We start from the raw sequence: 26,124 nt of genomic DNA, 5'->3' as shown, positions 1-26,124 counted from the left end.
TATTAGTAGTTCTGAAATAGGGTTATGCTCACATGACAAGAGGATAAATTATGAAAAAACGTTTAGTTACATTGCTACTTGCTTCTATGATCACTGCTGTCCTTATCGGATGTAGCAGCAGTGATCTTGCCAATATTTCCGGATCAGATGATTCTACATCTGAAGTTTCTGTTATAGATGAACCGGATGCATCAAATGAATCCGAATCTGTAGATGACTCATCATCTGATAGCAGTATCACCACTATTGACGATGAATCAACAGCTCTTATTTCTTCATATGAAAATTCCATTGCAGCAATAGATCTTTTTGACGAGCTCTTTTTAAATGTTCCAACTGAAATTGATACAACCCAGCTTGAAACTCTCCAAAACGGTGCTTCAGAATGTACGGGTGACAGTTTTATCGGTACCTGGAACAGAACCTTTGTAACAATGGGACAGGAAGCCGATATCACTATAGAAAAAGCTGATGACAATACCTGTACTATAAACGGCTGGTTTGATCACTATGGAAACACAGGTGATATTGTTGATCTAACTGGATATTTCCTTACAGAAAATATGATGTATGCAGAAGATGAAGAATGGGACGCAGTTTATCTGTTTAAGGTAACTGCAGACTCAATGGAAGTTAAACAGATCGGCTTTGGATGCATGGGAGCAGGTTGCAGTGCTAACGGAACCTATGTAACAGGCGATCCTGAATATCTGAATGCACACGATATTGAATTTGCTTTTACAGAAGACGAACTTGATGCTATCAAAGAACTTCTCGAACAAAACGGTCTTGATTATAACGAATATTTCGAAGATGCGATTCTTTTAGGTTATTTTGAAACATCTCAGGGCGAAGCAACATTTGATGATGGCGAAGTTGTATCAGGAAGATGGTTTACATCTGTTGCTCCTCATGGATGTACAAGGAACCTGAACCTTTTCATTTCAGACGATGGAAAAATTTATCTGGAATCAGGTTTTAATTATCCGGATGATACCGAGTTTTATACAACCGATGAAAATGTAACTACTATGCCTACAAACACTAGCGAAGACAACTAATAATATATATAAGTAATTTCTCACACCGCTCAAGACAAGTTTTTCCTAATAAAAAAACGATTCTGCCTTATATGACAGAATCGTTTTTTATTTATGCTGTGATGAATGTACCTGCGCGTCCCTTAAGTGCTTCTGATACATGATCAAGTGATGTTATAAGAACTGAACCTTCAGGATTTGCTTCAAGGAAAGTGATGGCAGCTTCGATCTTAGGAAGCATATCATCTTCTCCAAACTCACCTTTTTCAATAAAGCTTTTAGCTTCAGCTACAGTCATCTTCTCTATAGGAGCCTGATCCTCTTTTCCAAAAGATGTATAAACACTAGGAACAGATGTAAGGATAACAAGGCGGTCAACCTTAAGATCTGCTGCAAGCTTTCCAGCAATTGCATCCTTTTCGATCACTGCTGATGCTCCCTTAAATTTGTGCTCCTGTTCAAGAACCGGGATTCCGCCACCGCCGCAGGCGATTACTTCCTGTCCTGCATCTGCAAGAAGCTTAATCGTATCAAGCTCAACAATGCTGATAGGCTTTGGTGCTGCTACGATCCTGAGATATCCTTTGCCAGGAATCTCTTTTACAAAATTACCCTTCTTGATCTCAGCATCTGCGTCCTCTTTGGACATGAATCTTCCGATCCTTTTGGTTGGTGAATAGAAAGCTTCATCATAAGGATCAACAGTTACCTGTGTAAGAATAGTTGCAACGGATCTGGAAATGCCCCTCTTTTCAAGCTCGCTGTGAAGTGAACTCTGAAGGTCATAACCTACATAGCCCTGGCTCATAGCAGAGCAGACACTCATTGGCGCTGCAGTGTAGTCAATATATATTCTGTGGAGCTCAGTCATTGCCTTATGTATCATGCTGACCTGTGGACCGTTAGAATGAGTTATTGTAAGCTGATAGCCTGCCTCTACAAGATCAGCAAGTGCTTTTGCAGTTTTAGATACTGCTTCTTTCTGTTCATTAGTTGTATATCCAAGTGCTTCGTGACCAAGTGATACAACTGCTTTTTTATTTTCCATGGCAAGGACCCCCGAAATTAGAATGATATGAGGCAATTATAGCATAAAATTTGGCGTTCGGCCTCTAAGCCTTCCTTCTTTCCAAATTTTATTCGTGATAACGTCCTGTTATAGCATAAAATTTGGCGTTCGACCTCTAAGCCTTCCTTCTTTCCAAATTTTATTCGTAATAACGTCCCATCAATCAAGCTTCAGTATCATCATAAGTACACGCTTTGCGCATATTTCCAAGTCGCTTCTATGTATAGCTCCCATCTCCATGGCTTTCCTTACTCTGTCCGGATAGCCATTGGCCATCTTAACATCATTGCCTGCAAGGATCTCTTTGTACTGCTCTGCCCTGTTCCACCAGTCACTGGTTACCATTCCTTTAAAACCCCATTCATCTCTAAGGATTCCTGTAAGAAGGTCCTTGGATTCTGATGCTCTCTGGCCATTGACTGCGTTATAGGCTGACATGATGGTCCATGGATCTGCCTCTTTGACTATTATCTCGAAGGCCTTTAGGTATATCTCTCTAAGGGCTCTTTCGGATACTCTAGAATCGCTGTGTTTCCTATTGGTCTCCTTGTTGTTGGCTGCAAAGTGCTTGACACTTGCTGCTACGCCCAGAGACTGGATACCCTTTACAAGACTTGATGCAAGCTTTCCTGCAAGATATGGATCTTCGGAATAGTACTCGAAGTTCCTTCCGCACAGAGGGCTTCTGTGGATATTAACAGCCGGTGTGAGCCAGATCTGGAGATTATTTTCCTTAAGTTCCTTGCCTCCTGCTTCGCCGACTTTATAAAGCAGTTCCTTGTTCCAGGTAGATGCCAGAAGAGTAGCGCAGGGCCATGCTGTTGTAACTACGCCGCAGTCAGGATTTATACGAACTCCTGCAGGGCCGTCTGCTGTCATGACGTTAGGTACGCCGTATTCCGGCTTATTGCCCATGCCCCAGGTATTGGCAACGCCTCTGTTGGGCTGACCTCCCAGAAGGTCTATAAGATCATCATCACTTAGCTGTGCTATAAAGTCTTCAATAGATATTTTCCCTTCATAGACTTCTATAAGGGGCTTTGTATCCTTGGTCTTATAAGGATCCATAAGAAGATACGGTTCTCTTCCTCTGTCCGCAGGAACTACAGCTTCTTCTGTTCCCGGAACCATCTTTTCAAATATGCACTCGTTAATATCAGCATCAGGACCTGTAGGGAGGTCTTCATAGCTTCCGTCTGCAAGGAGCCTCTTTTTCAAAGATACCGGTGCAAGCTTTCTTGAAAGCTTCTTATAAACTATGTCTTCAGACGCCTTAAACTTATACTCTGTCTCGAAGGCATCTTCTACGCTTGATCCAAGGTAGAAGCTGTATTCTCCCTTTTCTATAACATAGGAGGACTCTTCTATCTTGCCAAGATCATCGTAGGATGACAGCTGGTATCTGGATACATACAGCTCCATAACCTGAGCATCTCCTGCTTCAAGAAGTCTTGTCTTTTCGAATGCAACAAGGACTCTTGAGGGCTTTTGAAGTTGGCCCATAGGTGCTGACATATAGATAGCAGCAACTTCCTTACCGGCGAGCTTACCTGTATTGGTAACTCGTATTCTGAATGTGAAGCCGTCATCTTCTTCAACTACTTTGATCAGCTCTTTGTCAAAAGATGTATAGGAAAGACCGTATCCAAAAGGATATACTACGCGTTCTTTGGCACCTTCTATAGTCTCAAAATATCTGTAGCCAACATATATATCTTCTGTATAGTCTACATAATCTACCGATTCATGGAAGCCTTCTGTAGACGGGTAGTCATCTATATCTATGGCAAAAGAGTCAGGAAGCTTACCAGACGGGTTATCTATACCCATGAGTATCCTTGCAGCTGCAAGGCCTCCTTCCATTCCGCCCTGCCAAGCAAGAAGAGCCGCACCTATCTTCTCACCGCACTTGATCCACTTGGTATCTACGATGCCGCCCACATTAAGGACTACTATAGTCTTTGCAAACTTGCCGCTTACTTTGCTGATCATCTCCTGCTCAGCATCTGTAAGATAGAAATCTCCCTTTGGGAAGATCCTGCCTGCAGTTTTGGGCATGCTGACTTCTGTCTCCCAGGGATTGTACTCGCCGTTATACTCTACATCTGAACGATCCCATCCCTCGCCGGAGAATCTGCTGATACTGATGATGGCTGTATCTGTATAAAATCCTGCTGATGTTAATAGATCGTCAGGAAGCTCCGGCTCTACTGTCATGCCCGGCGCTGCTCCTTTTTGATACTGGCTATCTACATCTTTTTTGTAATACTCGCATAAAGGCTCGAATACATCTACTCCAAGAGATTTGAAGCCTTCATAGATATTCCTTACGTACTTGGTATATACGTCTCCTGATCCGCCGCCTCCTTTTACGTAGTCAAAAGTTCCTTTGCCAAAAAGAGCAACCCTAGTCCCTTTTGCAAGTGGAAGTATATCCTTCTCGTTTTTGAGAAGTACCATTCCTTCGGCTGCTGCCCGCATTGACAGCTCTATATGCTCAGCGCTTGCTGTAACTTTCTTATCTCCTTCAAGAGGAAGATTTGGTTGAAAATTAGCTCTTGTCCATTTTTTCATATGATCAAATACCTTTCCGGCGCATGTAACCTGCGCACCCCATGTGACATGGCTGTTTTGTACAATCAAAGCAGCTATGTCATCATCATACCATTCTATGATAAAATGTATACGCTACCTTTTTTTATTTTTAGTGTGCAAATTTTAGAAGTTTTGTGTATCTTACTCAAACTTCCCACTTGGACGGTGCAGTATCACCCAAGGCTTTGCTGGGACAAGCAGTATATAGATCATTGCCATGCTTTTTAAGCGTTTTATTAAATTCATGAGCATGATAGATGGAGATTTCCATTCTTCCCGGGGTCCACCTGTCTGAGCGAAGCGAGTTTGGACCCCAGAATGGGAATCACCAGATATCATGCCATGAATTATAAAACGATTAACAGCATGGCAATGATCTATATACTGCTTGTCCCAGCAAAACCTTGGGTGCTACTGCACCGTCCAAGTGGGAAGTTTGAATATCTTATTTTATAAATTTTGGGTTTAATAACACTTTGATCTTATGAAGCAGATCAAAGCTTGGGTATATGATGAATTGGGGGATTATGTTTAGTAAAAAAATAGCTCTTTTTATCTCACACATTTATGGCGAATATCAAAAGAATCTCACACAGGGAATAATCGATAAGGCGCTTGAACACGGCTATCAGACGCAGGTATTCACAACCAATGACGGCGAGTCACTTGGAGATCTTTCTAATATAGAAGAGTGCATACTAAGGCTCCCGGTTTATGAGAATCTAAGCGGCGTCATATTCGCATCCGGAACATATGCATCCAGAGATCTCAGAGATAAGATCTCTGGTGCTATAAAAAAGTCCGGGCTTCCGGTTATTGAAGTCAATGATACGGATCCTTTTTTTCCAAATGTAACTATGGATAATAGTACGATGTTCTCTGTCATTACAGAGCACTTTGTAAGCATGCACGGTGCAAAGCGCATATGCTACCTTGGGTGTAAGAGTGAATCAGATATTTCTGAATTAAGACTTGGCATCATCAAAGAGACCCTGTCCCATCACGGTCTGTCATTAGATGATAACGACTACTATGTATGTGATGAAACACCTGATGATTTCGATAGGGCTCTTGATCATCTTACCCAAAAAGGGACTAATATCCCGGATGCCATCATCTGCTATAACGACAGGCTTGCCTATGAGCTGATAATCACTGCAGAAAATAAAGGATATAAGATCCCGGAGGATTTCGGCGTATCAGGATGTGATAACCTGCCTGCAGGACAGAACATGATACCGGCACTTACAACCATATCTTATCCTGTATATGACCTTGGACGTATCGCAGTAAGCAACCTTCACAGCCTTATCCGAGGACGCGAGAGGTCTAATACAAGCGTTTTTGCCAAAGTGATATATGGAGGATCCTGCGGCTGCAGCTACCCTTCTGACAGAAGAGTTCATATGTATACTCACACGCTTCTGCATCAGATATCTGACCTTGAAAAATCTATCATGATGTCTTCCACGATAGCTTCTGCCTTCGGCCCTGCAAGCGATCTTGAAGATATGCTGGATCTTATAGAAGAGTATGCAAGAGAAATTGAAAACTGTAATGGATTCTACCTGGCTCTTAGCGACAGCTGGTGCAATCTGTCAGACAAGATACTAACTCTGACAGCTTCCACAGATTCTATAAGCTATGAAAAGAGCTCCGACACCCTTACTATGTATCTGGCTTTGCAAAACGGCAAAAGGCTCCCTTCCTGCACTTTCAAAAATAATACGCTGCTGCCTGACTTCCTAATGTCAGATAAGGAAAATGCCATAATCGTATCTCCTATATATAACCATGCAGGCTCTATAGGATATATAGTTATGACCTTTGAGAACAACAGGATAAAGTATCCATTTAAGCTAATACAGTATCTTGTGAACTTATCACAGCTACTTAATAACATAAGGAACAGAAAGAAATCCGATGCCATGGCTACGCATCTTGAAGAGCTGTATATGAAAGATGAACTTACAGGGCTGTATAGCAGCGCGGGATTTGAATATTATAAGAATAAAAACAGTTCAGATAGTATAGATGATAGCGATGCAGCCAATATCCTAATGATCGTGAATACAGAAGATCTTGATAGCATAAACAAAGATCACGGTCAGGAAGCCGGGAACTTTGCAATATCTGTAATCTCTCAGGCTATCAGGAACTCTATACCGGAAGGTGCGATCGCAGGGCGTGTAAATAAGGGAACATTCCATATACTGCTTAATAAGAATGCTGCATCTACTGATGAAGTTAAGAAGAAGATACTGACATATCTTGATAACTATAACAGACTTAATCCGAAGGAATATAAGATAAGCGCGCGGATATAGCCTGGTAGATAGGCCTAATGCCGAAGGCATTCTCAATCGGCCTATTTGCTACATTCTTGCCAGTGGCAAGTGATCCCTTTGCTCTAAGTCATGAGATCATCTGCCACCATTTCACCATCAGGTTGTCATATTCTTCCTATACTCTCCGGGAGATACTCCGCACATGGCTTTGAAGGTCTTCATAAAGTGCTTCTCATTGTCATAGCCAACCTCCTGGCTTATCTCTATCACCTTAAGGTCGGTACTTGTCAATAGTTCCTTGGCCTTCTCTATCCTTATCTCCTTCAAATAATTCACAAAATTCTTGCCGGTATATCCCTTAAATGAATAGGAAAAAAGCGAATAGTTCATGGACACATAGTTAGATACAACGGCCATATTCAGATCTTTATTATAATTATCATTTATATACTTCCTGGCCAGTTCTATCTTCTGTCTTATGTTACTGTCATCTGGTCTGTTGCCAAGCCTTTGGTTTAAATTAAGGAGCCAGTCCATAAAAAGGTTCTGATATTCAGACAGGTTGTCGTATTCACTAAGCTTTTTCAAAGACTCTACCATTTTAAGATCGTCATCTGTAACATTGTCCCTATAAACCTGCGGTATCGAAGAAAGGCTCGCGTCCATTTCATCGCAGAACTCTTCAATATCTATCTGACCATTTTCCAGCACCTTAAAGAGCTGCTTCCATCTGTATATGACATCTTCTGTCTTATCAGTTCCTATGATCTGAATCCTCTTGGTGCGCTCAGTTTCTGTCAGAAGCTCTTTTGCTTTTTCTTTTAAATTAGGATTTACACTTTCAAACTTATCGGATCCATATACGCATGTTTTTCCTTTGATAAAAGAAAGCTTACGCATAGATACAGCTTCCTTGTATGCATCCAACAGGCTTGACAGCCCTTCATGAACATCGCTTAACCCCGCGCACTTATCAGGCATTTCATTATTGATAAAAGCTCTGACCATGTCCTCTTTTAGTATGACCACTGATCCGTCCTGATCGTCAAAAGAAATGGCTTCATACTGATCTGAGTAGTTATTACCATCCATTTTGGAGCCAGGATCTTCATGACCTTGATGCCTGGCATCGTCTGCGCTGTTACCTGCTTTACTCTTTTCACACTTATATATACATACCCTATATAAAGTATCAAAAAAGTATAAAGAATACTTATCTATTATCAGCTTCTTTTTCTGTTCATCAAGCTCCTTATCAAGCAGATCTCTTATCTGCCTAAGTCCAAGCTCTTTATCCTTATTTTGCTCATCAGTTCTTTCTTCAAGTTCGGCATTAAGCTTTCTAAGGATTTCGGCTATCTTATCTCTCTCAACAGGTTTTAACAGGTACTCTCTAACGCCGTTTCTAAGCATCTCAACAGCATATGAAAAGTCGTCATAGCCGCTTATTGCAACTATGAGCGGCTTATCGTCAAGCTCTCCTACCCTTCTTACAAGCTCGATCCCGTCCATCTTCTGCATTCTGATATCTGTGAACATGACATCAACATGGGTTGTATGCATTAGATTAAGCGCATCCTCCCCGTTAGAGCACTCAAGGATATTGTCAACAGGAACACCGCTTCTTTGTACCATAGCTTTTATACCCTGTCGTATCATTTTCTCATCTTCTACGATCAATAATGTATGCATGTTCACCTGCCACTTCTTTATATACAGCTGACCTGCTTATATTTCACATATCTGTTATTTGAAATTTGAGCAAGTCAGTACACCAGTATTTACGAACTACTTTTTCTCCAGATCTCTTCTTGGAAGTACTATAGAAACCTTAGTATATTTAAGGGGCTTAGAATATACTTCCAGTCCGTACTCTGATCCAAACGTCAGCTTAATACGGTCCTCAACATTTTTAAGCCCTATGCCGTTTCCTCTTCCGCCGCTTTCTTCTATCTCACCATGTATACGTTTTAAAAGGTTTTGAAGCTCACCTTCATCCATGCCCTTACCGGAATCCGTAATCTCTATGCGGAATCTATCATCATCTTCCCAGGCTTTGATATAAATAGTCGTATCTGCTGCCACAGGCTCTATGCCGTGAAGTACCGCGTTCTCTACTATAGGCTGCAGTGACATCTTAGGTATCTCCTGACTTAGAAGATCCCCAGGTACATTCAGCGACAATATAACTTCAAAATCATACCTTAAGTTTATAAGGAGCACATAGTTCTTGATATATTCAAGCTCATCACTAAGATGCACATTGCCAAAGCCCTGCTTTATGCTATATCTCATAAGCTTGCCAAGAGAAGTTATGGCATCCGATATCTCATACTTTTCATCTATCTCGGCCATCATCTTGATAGACTCAAGTACATTGTAGATGAAATGGGCATTGATCTGGTTTTGAAGAGATCTAAGTTCTGAGCTTTTGGACAGCACCTCTTTCTGGAAACGCCTTACAATCCTGTATATAAGACCTGCTGTGACGAACAGGACTATAGTCATTATAAAGACAAAAATATTGCGCCTATGATATACGGCCCATACCTGACTGGTAATATCCTGGACACTATACATAACACCATCAAGGCTTCGTATAGGATACCGCGCTATAGTCAGGTATCTTCCTGAGATCTTCTTGTATATTATCTGCCTGTCAAGATCTCCAAGATCTGTAGTAAATGCGTCTATAATAAGACTTTCATCCACTTTATCAGATCTATAATATGTACTATCATCAAGACCATCGCCAAAATCAGGCTCTTTGCTGTAACCTGTGCTTGCCTCCAAGCTTTCTGTGTTATCTTTAGTACTTCCAAAGAGAACTTGTCCACTACTGCTTACAAAGAAGCTGTACAGAGTATCATCACCTTCATACACTCCCGGGAACATAGTCTTAAGCGGCATCGCCGCTTCCACATATCCGATAACGCCTCTGTCATAATCTGTAACCTGACTGCATAGACCGGCAAGCTCTGTCCCCTGATCTGTAGTAAGTGAGGAAAAGAGGGTATCGTGATATCCAAAATGCCAGCCCTCTTTGACATCGTCGTACCATGACAATTTCTTCATACGGGTGTTATTGTACAAAACAGGCATCATCTCCTGCACATTGTCATTAACGCCGTATACTCTTACTGCATACAGTACAGGATTATTATTAACAAGCCTTTCAAGATCAGCCACCTGCGTATTATAAAAGTCAAGAATCTGCCTTGTATCAAGGTCCTGACCATCATAGGCCATCGTAAGAATATCCGAAAGTCCCTCATCCGACAAAAAGAACCTTGTAGACATATTGATCGATTCGATATTGGTCGAGATCATCGCATAGTCTCTTGTAACCTTGGCTTCCATGTAGTTATAGCTTTCTTTTATAGCATCTGTTTCAAGATTCCTAAAAAGGACACCTGCCATAACGCCAATAGGAACGAAGGTAAAAGCAAGGATCACAAGGGTGAATCTGCTATTTATTTTTAAATTGCCAAAAAAGCTTCCTTCTTTCATCCAAACCCTCGCACAATATAGCGGCTTATTCCATTCCAAGTCTCTTCTTGTTCTCTATCATCTGTCTGGTCTCTTCTTCCATAAGTCTGTCGTAGCCAAGACTCGTACGCTGACTTATATACTCTTCCAATATCTCATCGAACTCTTCATCTGAACCTGCCAGAAGAAGCCTTGGAAGCGTATCTCCCCACAGCTCTCTGCAGGCAGAATATATCCTTCCTATCTCCGAGTCCTCATTGATGATAACATCGTACTGACCCAGATATGTAGTATAGGGATATGTCCACTCTTCAAGCTGCTTGAGAGGCTCTTCCGTCTCCATATGCCAGTCAAGCTGCATTACATTGTTCTGAAGCATCCAGTAGGTATCATCCGCTCCGTATATGGCATCATACGTCTCACGATCTGTAGAGAGGATCTTCTTAACATCCTCTTTCATAACAGGGACATCTCCTACCATATCGTATGTCTCACCTTCTATCCCCAGATACAAAAGCTTCTGCCCATCCTGACTTAACATATAGTCCATGAACTTTATAGCCCTTTCAGGGTCTTTACAATTCTTGGATATAAAGGTCAGAGTCCAGCCAACTATACCATTAGAAGGAAGCACAGGATCATCGCCGTTAGAATTCCTTGGACCGTCTACTGCTATGTAGATCTTATCAGGATCCTTGGCATAGAGCTCCTTCTCCTGATCTGCAAGGTCAGTCCTTTGATACAGCATGCAGAAGTATCGCCCCTCGCTTACCTTCTCACTTGTCTGTGTCCGCCTGTCTACGAAGATATCATCAGCCAGATACCCTTCTTCACATAGCTTTCTGAAGAGTTTGAGCCACCTTAGATACTCAGGGTCAGTCTTCCTGTCATATTTGACCCCGTCCTTCTCATAAGGAACCGCCAGGAAGTTCTGCAGATACTGGTCAAAAGATACGCACCCGTCCTGCTCAAATTCATGCGCGCCTATCGGTATAAGAGGCTTGCCGTCTACTTCCGGAAACATCTCGGCAGCCTTAACTACTGCATTATAGAAGCCTTCCGGAGTACTCATATCAGGACTTCCTATAGCTTCATATATATCTTTCCTTACAAGAAAAGTCTGATTGGATGCGATATTGTCATGCTCTTCCAAGTCTTTGGGCGTGTAGGTAGAGTTGGGATATCCGTAGATATTGCCATCACTCATGGTATACCAGTCCCTGACCATATCATCAGTCACATCGTAAAAAGAAGCATCGTACATATCCGCAAGCTCGTTAAGAGGATATACCATCCCCCTATCAAGCATCGTCTGAATCTGCGGCTCCCACCATCCTATAGTTACAATATCAGGCAGTGAATCTGAATCAATAAGCGACTCAAGCTTATTGGTCTCATTGCCCATAGGTGTAATGAAATTTATATCTACTCCTGTATCCTTAGTGAACTTCTGAGACACCATATTCTCACCCCAGTCCGTAACAAACCAGGAATAGTTCACATACCAGTCAAGAGTTATGACACCCGTGTCTGCAGCAGGTACATTCCCCCCCTCACCTGCAGCATCTGCGCATCCGGCTAGCATGATAAGTGATAACAAAAGAACGCACTGTTTCTTAACTAGATTGTTTCTACCCACTTTCTACACTTATCCTTTCATTATGTTGCCAAAAAGATCCAATAGATTTGGCATAATTATATCATGTGTAGAGTTTCACTCAAACTTCCCACTTGGACGGGCCGGCATCCCCAAAGTCTTTACTGGGGCAGGTAGTATATAGATCATTTCCATGCTTTTTAATCGTTTTATCAAATTCATGAGCATGGTAGATGGAGATTTCCATTCTGCCCGGGGTCCACCTGTCTGAGCGAAGCGAGTTTGGACCCCAGAATGGGAATCTCCAGATAGCATGCCATGAATTATAAAACGATTAACAGCATGGAAATGATCTATATACTACCTGCCCCAGCAAAGCCCTTGGTAATACTGCAACGTACAAGTGGGAAGTTTTCGCCATTTCATCAATAAAAGCTGCCACCTAAGTGACAGCTTCTGTTGGCCTTGTTTTTATTCTTTGACCGCACCTGCTGATATACTGCTGATAATATATCGCGAGAAGAAGCAGAATACGAGCAGAATCGGTATTACGGATATCGCTACCGCAAGATATGTAGCGCCCTGGTTCTTGGCAGCATCAATGGATGCACGAAGGGTTGCCATCATTACAGGGAGAGTGAATTTCTCATTCTTGTTGAGGATGATCATCGGAAGCAGGTAGTTATTCCAGTTGCCGATGAATCCCATGATACCCATAGTCGCCATAGCAGGTGATATGATGGGAAGAGCAATCTTGTGGAAAGTATATATCTCAGGTGAACCGTCAATTCTTGCAGCTTCTACCAAAGACGGGGAGAGGGATGAGAGAATATACTGTCTTAGGAAGAATACTGTTCCCGGAGCTGCAATAGCAGGCACTATAAGAGGTATATATGAGTTAACAAGATGAAGCTTTGTACACAACTGATAGAAACCGATAAGTGACAACTGTCCGGGAATCATCATGAATGTGAGGATCGCACCGAATATAACCTTGTTACCCTTAAACTTGTACATAGCAAGTCCGTATGCTGTAAGAGCTGAGAAATATGCTCCAAGAAGTGTTGCAGGAACTGCAACTAATACACTATTGAACATACCTCTGAAGAGGTTGAAGTATCCAAATAGTATATCCCAGTTCTCTTTAAGGTGAGTTCCGGGTATGAAAGTGAATGAGCTTGATATTTCAGCTCCGCTTCTTGTTGCATTGACTATCATGAGAGTGAAAGGAAGAAGACAGGTTGCAGCAAGGATTATGAGAAGTATATACAAAATGCCTTTTTTAATAGTAAAACCCATATCACTTCTCCTTTCTGTTAAATAATTTGATCTGTAACAGTGATACTGACAGGATGATTAAAAACAGTGCATATGCTATGGCAGATGCAAAGCCTGTCTGTACAGTACCTGAAGTAAATCCAAATTTGTACAGGTACATCATTACTGTCTGAACTGAACCATAAGATGCTGTTGCCGGATTGACCATAAGGTATGGCAGATCGAACATCTGAAGACCGCCGATAAGAGATGTAATAGCTACATACATCATGATAGGCTTTATAAGAGGAAGAGTGATCTTACCAAAGATAGTCCATCTGCCTGCGCCGTCAATAGCTGCTGCCTCGAAATAATCTTTGGATATACCCTGAACACCTGCCATAAGCATGATGAATGAGTTACCAAACCACATCCAGGACTGGATAACTGCAATAGTAGGTCCTGCTGTTGCTGAGTTTCCGATCCAGTCAATAGGAGCATAATGCGCTCCAAAAAGCTTATAAACCTGATTAAGCAAAATATTAAAAGTACCAAATCTCCAGTCCAAAAGAGTACTGAAAAGAAATGCTACAGATGTTGCCGCGATAAGATTGGGAAGATAATATACAACCCTGAATACTGAAAGACCTGCCATCTTGTATTTGACATCACTAAATACCATCATAAGAAGGAATGCAAGTCCCAGCTGAAGTACAATGTTGACAGTCCAGATACGAACTGTGTTCCACAGTGCTATCCAGAAAAACTTGTCTGTCACAACTCGAGTATAGTTGTCAAGTCCGATAAAATGAGCCTGTCCCATAACTTTTAGATCTGTAAAACTCAGATACAGAGTACGAAGAACAGGATATACACTGAAAATAAGAAATACGATCACGAATGGGGCTACAAATGCGTATCCCCAGTTGTTATATGCAGTTAGTTTGCTTCTCTTTTTATTGATCTTACTCATAGTAACCTCGATTCTTTCTGTTTTAAAAAACCGGAGAGAGGATCGATATTGGCACATTTCTACGCCACCAATATCGAACCATTAGTCTCTCCGGCGTGTTGTCTTTTAGCAGAAATTACCTTGTTACTTTGATATCAGGATATGTAGATTCAATTGTGTCATAGAAGGTGTTAAGAGCTTCTTCCTTAGTAGCCTGGCCAGTCTTGATAGCTCCGATCGCCTGACCCCATGCATCGCCGATAACCTTGTCATACTTAGTTACCTTAGAATAATCGATGCCTTCAGCCTGCTCAAGCCAGAAGCTGTAGAGCTTCTCACCGCCGTATACTGCGTTCTCGTCATCCTTGTGCTTGTCAAGAGCAGAGATCAGTGATACTGTGTCACCTTCAGATGTCTCGATCCACCAGTCAGCTGTCTCTTCGTTAAGTGTGCAGAACTTGATGAAGTCCCAAGCAAGTTCTTTTCTCTCGGAAAGGCTTGAGATACCGATGTATGTACCGCCGCCAAATCCGTAAGCAGGTCCCTGGCATACGCCCCATTTACCTGATGTCTCGCCTACGTTGTCTCTCATTGTAAGAACGCCCCATGAAGGAAGACCGAATGCGAATACTGTTGTCTTCTCAAGGTCTGCTGTAGCTTCTTCGAAAGACTCTGCATCCCATACGTTAACAGAATCATCTTCGTAATTCTGGATCTCAGCTGTAAGAATCGGAACCTCTCCGCTCATTGCCTGATACCATGGTGTTGACCACTGGTTAGCATATGCTGTAAGGTCATCCTGATAAAGTGAGATTACAAGGTCCATGTAATCAAGTCTTGCCTGTGATACGTTAAGTGCTCCGTCTACAACCCAAGCGCTGTCACCTGAGAAATAATTAATCTCAGAGTCTGATGCGAAGATTCTGTATCCTGCATCCTTAAGTGTGTTAGCTGTATCAAGGATTGTTCCATAATCTGCAAAATACTTGCCGATTTCTTCAGGATCATCTGTTCCGAATACTTCTGTTGCAATATCTCTTCTATAGTAGATTCCTGCAGGTGTGATCTGATATGAGATAGCTCTCTGAACGCCATCTGCGTCCTGGCCGACTTTCCAAACATAATCTACGATCTGGCCTTCATAATCCTTAGCTCCAAGCTCGTCAAGATCAGCAAAGAATCCATTATCATAGAAGTCTTCAAGCATCTGAGGCTCGCCTACGATGATATCAGGCTCTGTCTCGCCGCCCATAAGAGCTGTCTGAACCTTGGTTGGATAGTCACCCGGCTCGATAACTACTGTCTCAACTTCTGTACCAGTCTGCTCTGTGTATCTTTCAGCAAACTGCTTAAGGTCAGATGCAAGAGTCCATACAACAAGCTTCTCGCCATTTGATGCTACTGCTTCACCGGAATTCTCTGTACTTGTTCCGTTATCTGCACCTGTTTTGCCATCAGATGATCCGGCGCATCCCACCATAGAAGCAGCCATAGCACCTACTAATGAGATTGCCATTAACTTTTTCAACTTCATAAAAATAACCCTCCTTGTTAAAGCACGTTTTGTGTTTATGCTTTGATTATAGGAGGGTTATAGGTGTCAAAAAATTATCCAAATTTTAAAATGGTGTCGTTTTTTTATATAGCAGGATGTTGGCAAAAATTAATATTGATCAAAATCTTTTAGTCAAAATAGCCATATAATGTTTTCATTTATCGTTTTCATATATCAGTCAAGATATATGTCTACTTTTTTATAAGCACCGCTTCTAAGGGCTATAGCTGCATCTGACTTCATGACCTGGCCTGTGATCTCTTCCTCTTGGCCTTGTGCATCTGTTGCCACCATCTTAGTGATCTTGTATTCACCCGGGATATAATCTTTTCTTTCTCCAAGATGATATACAATATCAGTATGTCCCATGAATCTGGCACTTATCACTTTGTCGCCATCTTCTGACTTTAGGATCAGATACTTTGGAATAACCGGACTTGGCGCAAATACAAGTTCACCTGATTCAAGCATAAAAGGCTCATTTCCAAACATCATAATCTTCCACATACTCATGAATTCTATGGTAGATCCGCTAAGTCTTGCCACAAAGCCCTTGCCATGGATCTTGTCATCAGGACCTGCGCTACTTGCGATAAATGAAGAGTTCTCATATATACTTCTTCCATATACTGAAGGATCCATAAATGGAACAAGGGCTGTGCGAAGATCGTCTATATACTCTTTGTATAGACCTGATCTTACAAGTTCAAGAAGGTACTTGTACTCCATATGAAGCCATATAGACTCGTTTTCAAGCCATCCCGGAGTAAAGCATCTGCACCTGCCAAGTTCGTATGAAGCACTTGATAGAGGTGCATTTATTTTATACATCTTGAGCTTGTCATCATACAGGTCACTTTCTTTGATCCTGTCATAAAGTGCTCTCTTCTTGTCAAGATCTATAGCTGTCTTAAGATATCTCACAGGACCTTCCAAGAAAAGAGGCACCATGTTGACCTTAAAGGATACAGGATGTATGCCATCATCATCCTTGGTATAGTAGGTCACATCATAATAGAAATATGTAGGACATATACCATTTCCAAGTTTTATGGCCTTCTTAATTCCCTCATCGACTATCTCTTTAAATCTTGTAAGAACTGCAAGTGCTTCTGCAGCAGGGACTGTGCTTACACTACCATCGATTCTTTCAAAGACATCGTCCCAGTATTTCTCTTTCCTGTCATTAACAAGATTCCAGTATATGTTACAATCTTCTACATTCTCAGTAATGTGATAAATATCACTCATAAACTCCCAGAGCTCTTTGAAGATAGCAACATCTCCCTCATAAGAAGAAAGTGCATCAATAGTCCATGCAAGAGTTCTTTCAAGTTCGTAGCTTTCTGCCATGGACGATCCCAAAAGTCCCGGAAGACCATTGAGTGCATCATACCAGCCCGGCTTACCGCCTTCCATCTCAACTCCCATCTGCGCAGGATCAAGAGCTGCGAATTTGGTAGTACACAAAAGGATCAGCTTCTCAAGAAGAGTTCCTTTATAGATATGGCCGTCTTTGGTTCTAAGCTCCTTGCCGGTATCCTGTCTTACAGCATCTGTATCAAGTGCATAATACTGTCTGATACCGCCTTCTGTCTCTTCATAGCGTTTGGATCTTTTATTTATTTTCTTCTGAGCGGCAAAATAGGTATAATCCTTCTCAAAAAGAAGCTCCTGCCTCTTCTCAGGGTATAGTGAGAGGTACTCTTCTACAAGGTCAAGGTTGTAAGTCCAGTGATCTGACCAGTATCCCTCACCAAATGAAGCATTAACATCCGCTGTGCTGCTATCCATGATCTTGTCAAAAACATCACCGTCACATACAAGAGCAAGATGTCCCGGTGTGAAGTGCTTGTCCTTAACTACATCATATATAGTATTTCTAAACTTCTCTTTATCAAAATTGTCACCATCATAATAGTCTTCAAGATGTGCGCTCTTACGCTCTACATGGCCTTCTTCTATCTTGGAGATATATCCGGATAGTATATCTTCTAAAACAACTCTATCTATACTATAAGTAATCTTCTCTATACTAAGAGGATTGTAACCATCTGTCTGTATCAGAGAGTAGAACATCTTGATACCGGCTCTGTCTGTATATGGAGCAAAGAAGCTGTCCATCCTGCGGTTCTGATTGACATCCCTGAAGTTACCGTTGCCCTGAGAATAGAACTCCGGTGACATGGCAAAATAGTTATATTCTCTTTCAAGATCTCCGTGCTTTCTTGAATATACATAGAATACCTTGTTATCATCGATCTTTATAGGAAGACCGCCTCTAAGAACATTGTCCATAAAGGTATATCTGGTATACTCATCAAAATTCTTGTCTCCGGTCTTAGTTGAAACTATATCTGTAAGATCATCAGTAAGTTCTATGGCACGTTCAAGCTTTTTCTCAAAAAACTTGGGCGTAAGTTTTGTAAAAGTATTAGCCGAAGGTGCACTTTTTTCAGATGTGCTTTTTTCAGATACACTTTTTTCAGTTACGCTCTTTTTACCAGATCCATCTTCCCCTGATAAGAATCTCTTTAGTACAGACACATCTTCTACCTGACCTATAAGTTCATAGATGCAGGTACTTTCGCCCTTTGATAGTCTATCTTTCTTGGCAAAAAAGCTTGAAGGTATAAGATTGGATCTACTCTGCTTAGTATCAAGTACGCCGCCAAGGCCACCTTCTATAAAGTTAACAGGCTTTGAAAGGCTGTTGTCATAGCCAAAGACTGCGTCAGGGTCTATAACAGGCTTTAAGAACTCGCCTTTTTCATCTATTGCTAGAGAGAAGTTGCCACCTGCAACAGTTGTGACACTTGCTGTATCTTCCATGCTGGCTCTGACTCTATAGTAGGATACATTCTCAAAAGGCTCTTCCACCTGCATCCAGGCTTTGGAGAGCTGCGCCATGTTCTTCATAGAGTCAAGTGATACTCCGTAAGGGATAAGGGCGGGCATACCGTCTATGATCTCGATTTCTTTATCTTCATCTGAGATATTCTCTATACATACCTTTCTGACAAGGCCTCCTATCTTTTCTTCCGGAAGGACGAAGTAGGTAACTTTGGTCCTAAGGCCTGTATCAACATTATCTTCTTCTATAGACAGGGTGTTGGCTCCAACTAGCATCTTGTGAGCATGGTCTTCATCTGCAAAGCTTTCTGCAAACTTATCGCCTGATTTTATGAATGTTCTAAAGCCTGTTCTCTTAACATTCTGATAAGCTGTGTGTGCCGGGTAGAACTCCATGATGGCGTGGTCTTTGTTGTCTACTCCAAAGCTTACGACTCCCTGGCCTCTGTTGACGTAGTAGCACCAGATTGGGATGCCTTTTATGCCGGCGATTCCGGGAAGGAAGCTCGCAAAAGTCGTTTTCTTTCCATAACTATCTATAACAAAATTCTCCATGATTCCTCCTGTATGTTGTCGTTTCTATACGCAAGGCTGGGGCCTTAAATGGTCCATTTTGGCTGACGCTTTCGCTCCGTGAAAAACGTAACGGTACTAAGGGGGCAAAGTACGCCCCCTAAGTGCCGACGTTTTTCAAGGCAGCCCAAATGGACCATTTAAGGCCCCAGCCTTGCTAGGTATAGAAAAATTCAACTGTATTATTTTTATTAGCGCTTTAGTTCTTTATCTAAGCGCTACTTCGATTTGGGCTTTTGTTTTTTATCCGAGCACTACTTTTATTTGTGCTTTGGCTCTTTATCTTAGTACTACTTTTAGTTGCGATTTGGTTCTTTATTTTAGTGCTACTTCTATTTGCGATTTGGTTATTTATCCTAGTGCTACTTTTATTTGTGCTTTGGTTTTTTATCTTAGTACTACTTCTATTTGTGCTTTGGTTCTTTATCCTAGTACTACTTCTATTGTGTTTCTTACGTTTAGATCTAATGCGTCTATAACGTTCTTGCCTATAACCGCTTTAACTGCGCCATTTTCAAGTTTGACGTTTTTGCCGGCAACTTTGCATTCTTTGATGTGGTACTGGCCGTGGTCTAGGTGGGCGGGGTTTATGATTTCTATTCTTAAGGGGCGGAAGGCGTATTCCAGTTCTATCTGGCATCTTCCGTTTTGATCGAACTGTTCTTGTAAGAGGCCTGGTTCTATTACTAGGTTGCCGTACTCTCCTTTTATTCCGAACATATTCATGGTTGCTGTCATGAGGTACCAGCTGGCAGCTCCTGTGAGGTATCCGTAGAGTCCTTTTCCATGTCGTCCGAAATATTCGGGGATTCCGGGATAGATCTTCGAGGTGTCATAGTCTGAGCTAAGTTCATATAGGGCTTTAAGTGATTTATATCCCTGCCTTGCATAGCCTCTTTGATACAGGGCGCTTGCGTACATGACTGCCATGTGGCTAAAGACTGCTCCGTTTTCTTTTTCTCCGAAGGCAAATCCGAACATGCGTCCCATGTCAGTCTTGACAATACCAAAGTCTGTATTGAGTCTATATCCGCCTGCGTCCTTGTCAAAAAGGAGCTTATCTGCGCTCTTACATATCTTCTCTATCTGGTCATCTGTTGCTGTGCCGTTCATGATGGAGAAGACCTGGCCTGTGAGCATCATGTTCTTATGTCCGGGAACCGAGAGATCCAGTGCTCTGCCGCTGTTGTCATAATAGCTGTTGTACCAGCCAAGTTTCTCTTCATTGTGATCACACTGTTTCTTATCATCAGGATTTGCAGTATTAGGTTCTGTATGATCTTCTATCCACTCATTATGTCTTATGTGGTTTATGATCCACATTCCTTTATGACGAAGGTTTGATGACAGGCTCTTTATATCTATACCGATAGTATTACCTGTGATATCTCCGGATACTTTTGACAGGAATCCTTCCAGTATATTTTCTTTACTTTTGATATCTTCATAGATAGTCTCATCATCTATAAGAAGGTCTCCAAGTTCTTCAAATACGTATACCTTGTCATCTGGGAACTTACCTGATTCCAGCATATCTGCAAGGTGTATAAGGTTTCCTGCATAGGCATTTGCAAATGCTACGCTTTCGCCTCTATCGCCTGCCATATCCAGAGCATCATTCCAGTCTGCATCTCGTATCTTTATGATATTGTGCTCGCCAACTTCCCAGAAAGAGGAGAGATTTTGAAGGAGTATGTGCTCTAAGACGCTGCCTGTATACTTGTCTCCATTTGCCTGTCTAAGTGAGTTGTCATCTCTTATTAGCCCAGGATTTACTTTACGTCCTCTAAAGATCTGCTTGTCACAAAAGTATCCGCACTTCTCGTTTAAGAACTCTATATCTCCTGTCTGGTCTATATAGAGTCTTGTTGTTATAAATGGCCATACGCCGTGATCCATCCATACTCTTGTGATTGAGTTTCTGTCAGCTTTGAACTCGCCAGGGCCATCTCCTATGATCGTTGCATTGGTGCCATCGATTCTGACTCCCTGATAGTTACCAAGCAGCATCTGCCTTACTCCTGAAGGGTCCATAAGAAGGAGTGCAAGGCAGTCTTGCCATAGATCTCGCCAGCCTCTGCCACCTTTGCCGTAGTCATGGTGAGGAAGGAAAGAACATCCGAATATCCTTCTAAGTTCCGGCTGAAAAGCTACCCATCTCATGAAGCCGTCGAAATATGCATCACCTGTTGTTATCTTGATATTGACCTTACTGATCCAGTAGCTTCTGGTTCTTTCAAGGCTTTCATATACTTTGGAAGGCGTAGCCAGATCTTCTTTGATTTTTCTAAACTCATCATCTTCTTTGCAAATACCTGCATATACTATGTAAGTCTTATCTTCACCGGGCTTTAGGTGCGTCTTTTCAAAACTTATGGCACCTATTATCTCCTGGCCGCTTGCATCCTTACATTCGGGGAAGTTATGGACTGCCACTTCCTCGTCCTTCTTATCTGATATAGTCTTATTACCATCACGATCACCAAGTGGAATATCATTTATATACTGATGATCGTCATCACCAGATGCTGACTTCCTGATAACATACTCCGGCCAGTCAGGAGTTCCGTCTCCGATGAAGTCATCAAGTACAGGTACGACCTTAACAGGATTCTCTGCAATTTCTTTACTTCCTATGCCGTATCCTTCGACGAAGTATCTGCTGTCTGCCAGATTGTGTCCTCTCTCGTCAAAAGACAGAGTTGGCGCATCTATTATGCCCTTATCTGTGATATATGTCCTTCCAAGAAGTGATGTTACATGCCTGTGGTCTCTTAAGTTGTCAGCACTTCTTCCATATACAGGGATAGCCGGTATGAAGGTTATGTCCATATCCTTATCACCTGCATTTGACAGCTTTACTATATGAACTTCAACGTTTTGATCGTATGGAACGAATGAAGTTATCTCTGACTTAATACCAAGTTTTTTATTTTCTCTTTCTACTTTGTGCCACATGAATCCGGCAGTAACCTTACAAGGCTCCCTATCATCAGTTAGTCTATCTACATTCTGTGATGCACTGCTGCCGTTTGCAGACCATGGCGCCCCATTAACAAGGCACCAGAAATTCCTGGTAAGTCTGTTATTATTGAGGTTCTCAATGCTCATGGGTTCCAAGAGGAAGTGGTTCTGATCGATCTTGGAATCACCGGACAGAAGGGGTGTCACGCAGCTCTTAAGGCCGCGTTCGCTTGCAAGCGGAAAATACAGATTGTTACAAAGATCCGCATCCTCAAGCTCAAATGCTCCGTTTTTATCAAGGAATTTAACTTTATTCATTCATCTCCTACCTTTTTCATAAAGAAACGATTATTTGCAAACTTCCCAATTGGTTCCTTATCATAATAAAAAAAAGAAACCTTATTATTTAGGCTTCTTTTTTTCAAATGGTGTTATTTTTTTATTAAAAATTGACACGCAGTTCATTTCTCTATTACTTATAACTTGTGGGTATTTCTATGTCCTACTTGGGGGTAGCATATCATTATCACACATATCTTTTTCAAAAAACATTGATATCATCAAGTTTTCAATAGCAGATTTTAGAAATGACATAATACAATAAATTCATATTCAAAATATTGATTATTTCTGTTACAATTAATCTGTAGCAGTGACATCGGTGTCAAATACTTCTTTTGACACCCACATCATTTACTTATCCTTAGGTAAATTCATGGACTTAATATCTGATTCGATTCTTCTTGATAATATTATGAAGCTCATTCCTGTCGGAATCTTCTGGAAAGATAAAGACAGGCGTTTTTTGGGTGCAAATCAGATGTTTCTTGATTACTACGGTCTGTCCTCAGTGGATGAGATCATAGGCAAGAATGATGAAGATATGGGCTGGCATATCAACCCTGAACCTTTTAAAAAGATTGAGCTTAGAGTTTTAAACAACGGCAAGTCCGTTCTGGATGTGCCCGGAGAATGCATAGTAAAGGGAAAGCTCAGAAAGATCAAAGCTTCTAAATGTCCCATTATTTCTGACGGCAAGATAGTAGGTCTTGTTGGCTACTTTATGGATATCACGGATGAAGTTACAGAAAGAGACAGACTTTCAGCTTTGTGCCAGACTGATGACCTTACAGGCCTTTTAAACAGACGCGCATTTGGTAATATCGCCACAGCATATGAAAAACAGTACAAAAACAAGATGGCTGATTTTGTACTGTTTATGATAGATCTTGATGATTTTAAACACGTTAATGATAATTATGGTCACGAATATGGCAATATTGTACTTAAATCTGTTGCCAAGAGCCTTACAATGGCTGCCGCAGGCAACAGCATTGTATTCAGATATGGCGGAGATGAATTTATAATAATCCATCAGATCCGTCATGATTCCGATGTTGAATCTATTGGCAAGCATATTACAAGATTCGTAGAAGGGCCACTTAATATTGACGGCAACAACATTTCCATAAAAGTTTCTTATGGATCTGCTTTATATTCAGAAACCATATCAATACCATCTCTTTTGGAACTTGCAGATAAAAGGATGTATGAGATGAAGGAACTCCATCATTCCAAATAAAACAGCTGTCTGATAATCTTTATAAAAAGGGGCTGTGAAAAAATGAGAAATCATTTTTTCACAGCCCCTTACGTTCAGGTTAACTCTATATAAAATAGCAAGAATGCCATATTTCAAAGTTTCTTAGTGAATAAATATTTTATCCCTTTACTGCGCCGTCTGATACGCCTGCCACAAGGAAGTTGGATAATGCAAAATATAACGTAACGATAGGTACTGCTATGAAGATAGCACCTGCTGCAAATCTTGAAAATTCAGTCTCACCTATGTGTGTAAGTCCTACTGCTACTGTCCACAGATCCCTGTTTTTAAGGAGCATATTGGGGAGGATAAAATCGCTCCAGGGCCATGCGAAAGATGTAAGCGCAGTATATACAAGAATGGGCTTTGACAGAGGGAGGGTTACTTTAATGAAGATGACAGGGTTGGTTGCTCCGTCTATCTTGGCAGCTTCATATATGGAATTGCTGATAGTATCAAAATATCCCTTCTGAACAAGGTATCCCATTGGCGCACCTGCAGAGTAGATAAGTACAAGGCTCCATAGGTTATTAATAAGTCCAAAGTTGACCATTATAAGGTACACAGCTGTCATACCCATAAAGCTTGGGAACATGCTAAGTACAAGCGTTGTGGTCATGATAGGCTTACGCATTTTGAACCTGAATCTGCTCATAACATATGCTGTAAGTATTACAAGTGTCGTACTTATAAGGCAGGAAAAAACTGACACGAACAAACTGTTACGAAGCCATGATGGATAATCATACATCGCAGTATCAGTAAAGAGCTTTTTAAAAGTATCAAGACTATATGCTGATGGGAAAAAGCCCTTAAAGTCATATATTGATCCTGTCTTTGAAAATGATGCAAGCACAAGCCACAGGATCGGGAAAAAGAATATCAGTGACACTGCAATAAGTATCAGATACGTCACAGATACTTCCAAAATATTATTAAATCTTACACTCTTTTTCTTTCTCATCTGTAAGTATCCTCCTTCTTAAATGCAGAACTGTTCACATAAGTTCCAATAGAAAATACTGACGTAATGAAAAAGATGATAAGGCTTATCGCAGCACCGATTCCATAGTAGTTATTATCAATGGACAGGTTATAAAGCCAGTTAATAAGCAGGTCCGTATCACTTGCAAGGAAATAACCGTCAAGGTATAAGCCGCCTCTAAGGAAATAGAATACGCCAAAGTTATTGAAGTTACCTACAAAACTTGTTATAAGAGTCGGAGTTGTAGAAAATACAACAAAGGGAAGTGTAAGCTTTATAAACTGAACCCATTTCGTAGCTCCGTCTATACTTGCTGCTTCATAAAGCTCTGCATTCATATTGGAAAGAATACCTGTTGCAAGGAGCATTGAAGTTGGAATAGATATCCATGCATTGACCAAAAGGCCTATTATCCTTGCCTTCCATCCTGCATCTATATCAAGAAATCCAACCGCATTAGCACCTGTTCTTGTAATTAGGTAGTTGATGGGGCCTCCATATGAAAACATAAACTTAAATCCAAGAAGTGTTATAAATCCCGGAACCGCATATGCAAGAATCGGGAAAGCTCTCCAGAAAGTCTTACCTTTGACACACTCTTTATTAAGAAGGAGCGCCAAGAGCAGTCCTCCAAAATAGTTAATAAAAGTTGATGCCACTGCCCAGAGAATATTCCATCCAAGGATCTTTAAAAATGTAGCCTTAAGATCTGAAAGAACAAAAATCTTCCTGAAATTATCAAGTCCTATCCAGTCCACAAGCTTAGGTGGCACTATATCTCCGCCGTAGTTAGTGAAGGCTATAAGTGTCATGAATATAATAGGAAGAACGTTGAAGATAAGTACTCCTACAACCGGCACAGCCAGTGCAACTATATAGAACTTCTTATCTGTAAAAACTGCTACCGCCTTAAAAAAAGGAAGTATTTCTTTACCGCTAGAAAGTCTTTCTCTTGTATTAAGAACATCCTTAATATTGCTGTAATACAGTAGCAGAAAAAGAGCCACGATTATAAATGCAAGGATTCCCTTAAGCATCATCATGATGGAGTCATCGCCTTCAATTCCAAGCCAGGCATCTCCTTCGACTGTTCCTAAGGTAAAAAACCCTGTGATATCAGTTATACCTACAGTAAACAAAAAATACAGAAACAATACAAAGGCAGTTATATATAATAACCCTTTGATCCATTGTTTATACATAAGCTGGCCCGTGCCCATGATAATACATGAGCACAGGACAGGCATCTTGCCTTCTTTTTTCATAATTCATCCTCAACATGATGTCGTGAGTGTAACGAGTAA

The 26,124-nt window shown here is 41.2% G+C and carries 15 protein-coding genes; 3 read left to right on the top strand and 12 right to left on the bottom strand.

The features are described from left to right. The first annotated feature begins 50 nt into the window (after window positions 1-50). A complete protein-coding gene (locus WAA20_RS00760; RefSeq protein ID WP_073388899.1) occupies window positions 51-1,061 on the top strand; it encodes a hypothetical protein in 1,011 nt (336 codons plus the stop codon). Between the two features lie 91 nt (window positions 1,062-1,152). Here the strand turns inward: WAA20_RS00760 and arcC are convergent, their stop codons facing one another. Then, complete coding sequence (gene arcC / locus WAA20_RS00755; RefSeq protein ID WP_073388897.1) at window positions 1,153-2,088, bottom strand: carbamate kinase; 936 nt, start codon at window positions 2,086-2,088, stop codon at window positions 1,153-1,155. Window positions 2,089-2,268: 180 nt separating this feature from the next. Continuing rightward, window positions 2,269-4,683 carry a glycoside hydrolase family 3 N-terminal domain-containing protein gene (locus tag WAA20_RS00750; RefSeq protein WP_073388896.1) on the bottom strand — a complete coding sequence of 805 codons (2,415 nt, stop codon included), beginning with the start codon at window positions 4,681-4,683 and terminating at the stop codon, window positions 2,269-2,271. A 548-nt stretch (window positions 4,684-5,231) separates the two neighbouring features. Between WAA20_RS00750 and WAA20_RS00745 the strand changes: the two genes are divergently transcribed. Beyond that, window positions 5,232-7,031 (top strand): substrate-binding domain-containing protein, encoded by a 1,800-nt coding sequence (locus tag WAA20_RS00745; protein ID WP_073388894.1) that lies wholly within the window; start codon window positions 5,232-5,234, stop codon window positions 7,029-7,031. A 117-nt stretch (window positions 7,032-7,148) separates the two neighbouring features. Here the strand turns inward: WAA20_RS00745 and WAA20_RS00740 are convergent, their stop codons facing one another. The 8 genes from WAA20_RS00740 to WAA20_RS00705 all read right to left on the bottom strand — a co-directional run bounded on the left by WAA20_RS00740 (window position 7,149) and on the right by WAA20_RS00705 (window position 22,550). After that, on the bottom strand, window positions 7,149-8,684 hold the full coding sequence (locus tag WAA20_RS00740) for a response regulator (RefSeq protein WP_073388893.1): 1,536 nt from the start codon (window positions 8,682-8,684) through the stop codon (window positions 7,149-7,151). Window positions 8,685-8,780: 96 nt separating this feature from the next. Then, complete coding sequence (locus WAA20_RS00735) at window positions 8,781-10,502, bottom strand: histidine kinase (RefSeq protein WP_073388891.1); 1,722 nt, start codon at window positions 10,500-10,502, stop codon at window positions 8,781-8,783. Window positions 10,503-10,527: 25 nt separating this feature from the next. Then, a complete protein-coding gene (locus tag WAA20_RS00730) occupies window positions 10,528-12,120 on the bottom strand; it encodes an extracellular solute-binding protein (RefSeq protein ID WP_242951202.1) in 1,593 nt (530 codons plus the stop codon). Between the two features lie 429 nt (window positions 12,121-12,549). Then, window positions 12,550-13,377 carry a carbohydrate ABC transporter permease gene (locus tag WAA20_RS00725; protein ID WP_027217290.1) on the bottom strand — a complete coding sequence of 276 codons (828 nt, stop codon included), beginning with the start codon at window positions 13,375-13,377 and terminating at the stop codon, window positions 12,550-12,552. A 1-nt stretch (window position 13,378) separates the two neighbouring features. After that, complete coding sequence (locus tag WAA20_RS00720) at window positions 13,379-14,308, bottom strand: carbohydrate ABC transporter permease (protein WP_027217291.1); 930 nt, start codon at window positions 14,306-14,308, stop codon at window positions 13,379-13,381. 115 nt (window positions 14,309-14,423) lie between these two features. Next, entirely contained in the window at window positions 14,424-15,821 is a 1,398-nt protein-coding gene (locus tag WAA20_RS00715) for an extracellular solute-binding protein (protein WP_073388890.1), read from the bottom strand. 195 nt (window positions 15,822-16,016) lie between these two features. Then, complete coding sequence (locus WAA20_RS00710) at window positions 16,017-19,250, bottom strand: hypothetical protein (protein WP_073388888.1); 3,234 nt, start codon at window positions 19,248-19,250, stop codon at window positions 16,017-16,019. Between the two features lie 441 nt (window positions 19,251-19,691). Then, complete coding sequence (locus WAA20_RS00705; RefSeq protein ID WP_073388887.1) at window positions 19,692-22,550, bottom strand: hypothetical protein; 2,859 nt, start codon at window positions 22,548-22,550, stop codon at window positions 19,692-19,694. A gap of 397 nt (window positions 22,551-22,947) precedes the next feature. Here WAA20_RS00705 and WAA20_RS00700 point away from each other — a divergent pair, with 397 nt between their 5' ends. After that, the gene (locus WAA20_RS00700; protein WP_073388885.1) at window positions 22,948-23,814 is read left to right on the top strand and encodes a sensor domain-containing diguanylate cyclase; all 867 of its coding nucleotides are present in this window, start codon (window positions 22,948-22,950) and stop codon (window positions 23,812-23,814) included. Window positions 23,815-23,953: 139 nt separating this feature from the next. Here the strand turns inward: WAA20_RS00700 and WAA20_RS00695 are convergent, their stop codons facing one another. Continuing rightward, window positions 23,954-24,799, bottom strand: coding sequence for a sugar ABC transporter permease (locus WAA20_RS00695; protein ID WP_073388883.1), 846 nt, complete (start codon window positions 24,797-24,799; stop codon window positions 23,954-23,956). Continuing rightward, window positions 24,796-26,085, bottom strand: coding sequence for a carbohydrate ABC transporter permease (locus WAA20_RS00690; RefSeq protein ID WP_081373898.1), 1,290 nt, complete (start codon window positions 26,083-26,085; stop codon window positions 24,796-24,798). Before WAA20_RS00690 ends, WAA20_RS00695 begins: the two co-directional genes overlap by 4 nt. Between the last annotated feature and the right edge of the window lie 39 nt (window positions 26,086-26,124).

Origin of the sequence: Butyrivibrio fibrisolvens (assembly GCF_037113525.1) — a bacterium.
GTDB lineage: Bacteria > Bacillota > Clostridia > Lachnospirales > Lachnospiraceae > Butyrivibrio > Butyrivibrio fibrisolvens.
The sequence above is the reverse complement of the archived record's forward strand: the minus strand, read 5'-3'. Positions and strand labels throughout refer to the sequence as shown.

Excerpts from the sequence above, each read along its gene's own strand:
- WAA20_RS00760 (WP_073388899.1), top strand. The coding sequence starts at position 51 with ATGAAAAAACGTTTAGTTACATTGCTACTTGCTTCTATGATCACTGCT.
- arcC (WP_073388897.1), bottom strand. The coding sequence starts at position 2,088 with ATGGAAAATAAAAAAGCAGTTGTATCACTTGGTCACGAAGCACTTGGA.
- WAA20_RS00750 (WP_073388896.1), bottom strand. The coding sequence starts at position 4,683 with ATGAAAAAATGGACAAGAGCTAATTTTCAACCAAATCTTCCTCTTGAA.
- WAA20_RS00745 (WP_073388894.1), top strand. The coding sequence starts at position 5,232 with ATGTTTAGTAAAAAAATAGCTCTTTTTATCTCACACATTTATGGCGAA.
- WAA20_RS00740 (WP_073388893.1), bottom strand. The coding sequence starts at position 8,684 with ATGCATACATTATTGATCGTAGAAGATGAGAAAATGATACGACAGGGT.
- WAA20_RS00735 (WP_073388891.1), bottom strand. The coding sequence starts at position 10,502 with ATGAAAGAAGGAAGCTTTTTTGGCAATTTAAAAATAAATAGCAGATTC.
- WAA20_RS00725 (WP_027217290.1), bottom strand. The coding sequence starts at position 13,377 with ATGGGTTTTACTATTAAAAAAGGCATTTTGTATATACTTCTCATAATC.
- WAA20_RS00720 (WP_027217291.1), bottom strand. The coding sequence starts at position 14,308 with ATGAGTAAGATCAATAAAAAGAGAAGCAAACTAACTGCATATAACAAC.
- WAA20_RS00715 (WP_073388890.1), bottom strand. The coding sequence starts at position 15,821 with ATGAAGTTGAAAAAGTTAATGGCAATCTCATTAGTAGGTGCTATGGCT.
- WAA20_RS00710 (WP_073388888.1), bottom strand. The coding sequence starts at position 19,250 with ATGGAGAATTTTGTTATAGATAGTTATGGAAAGAAAACGACTTTTGCG.
- WAA20_RS00705 (WP_073388887.1), bottom strand. The coding sequence starts at position 22,550 with ATGAATAAAGTTAAATTCCTTGATAAAAACGGAGCATTTGAGCTTGAG.
- WAA20_RS00700 (WP_073388885.1), top strand. The coding sequence starts at position 22,948 with ATGGACTTAATATCTGATTCGATTCTTCTTGATAATATTATGAAGCTC.
- WAA20_RS00695 (WP_073388883.1), bottom strand. The coding sequence starts at position 24,799 with ATGAGAAAGAAAAAGAGTGTAAGATTTAATAATATTTTGGAAGTATCT.
- WAA20_RS00690 (WP_081373898.1), bottom strand. The coding sequence starts at position 26,085 with ATGAAAAAAGAAGGCAAGATGCCTGTCCTGTGCTCATGTATTATCATG.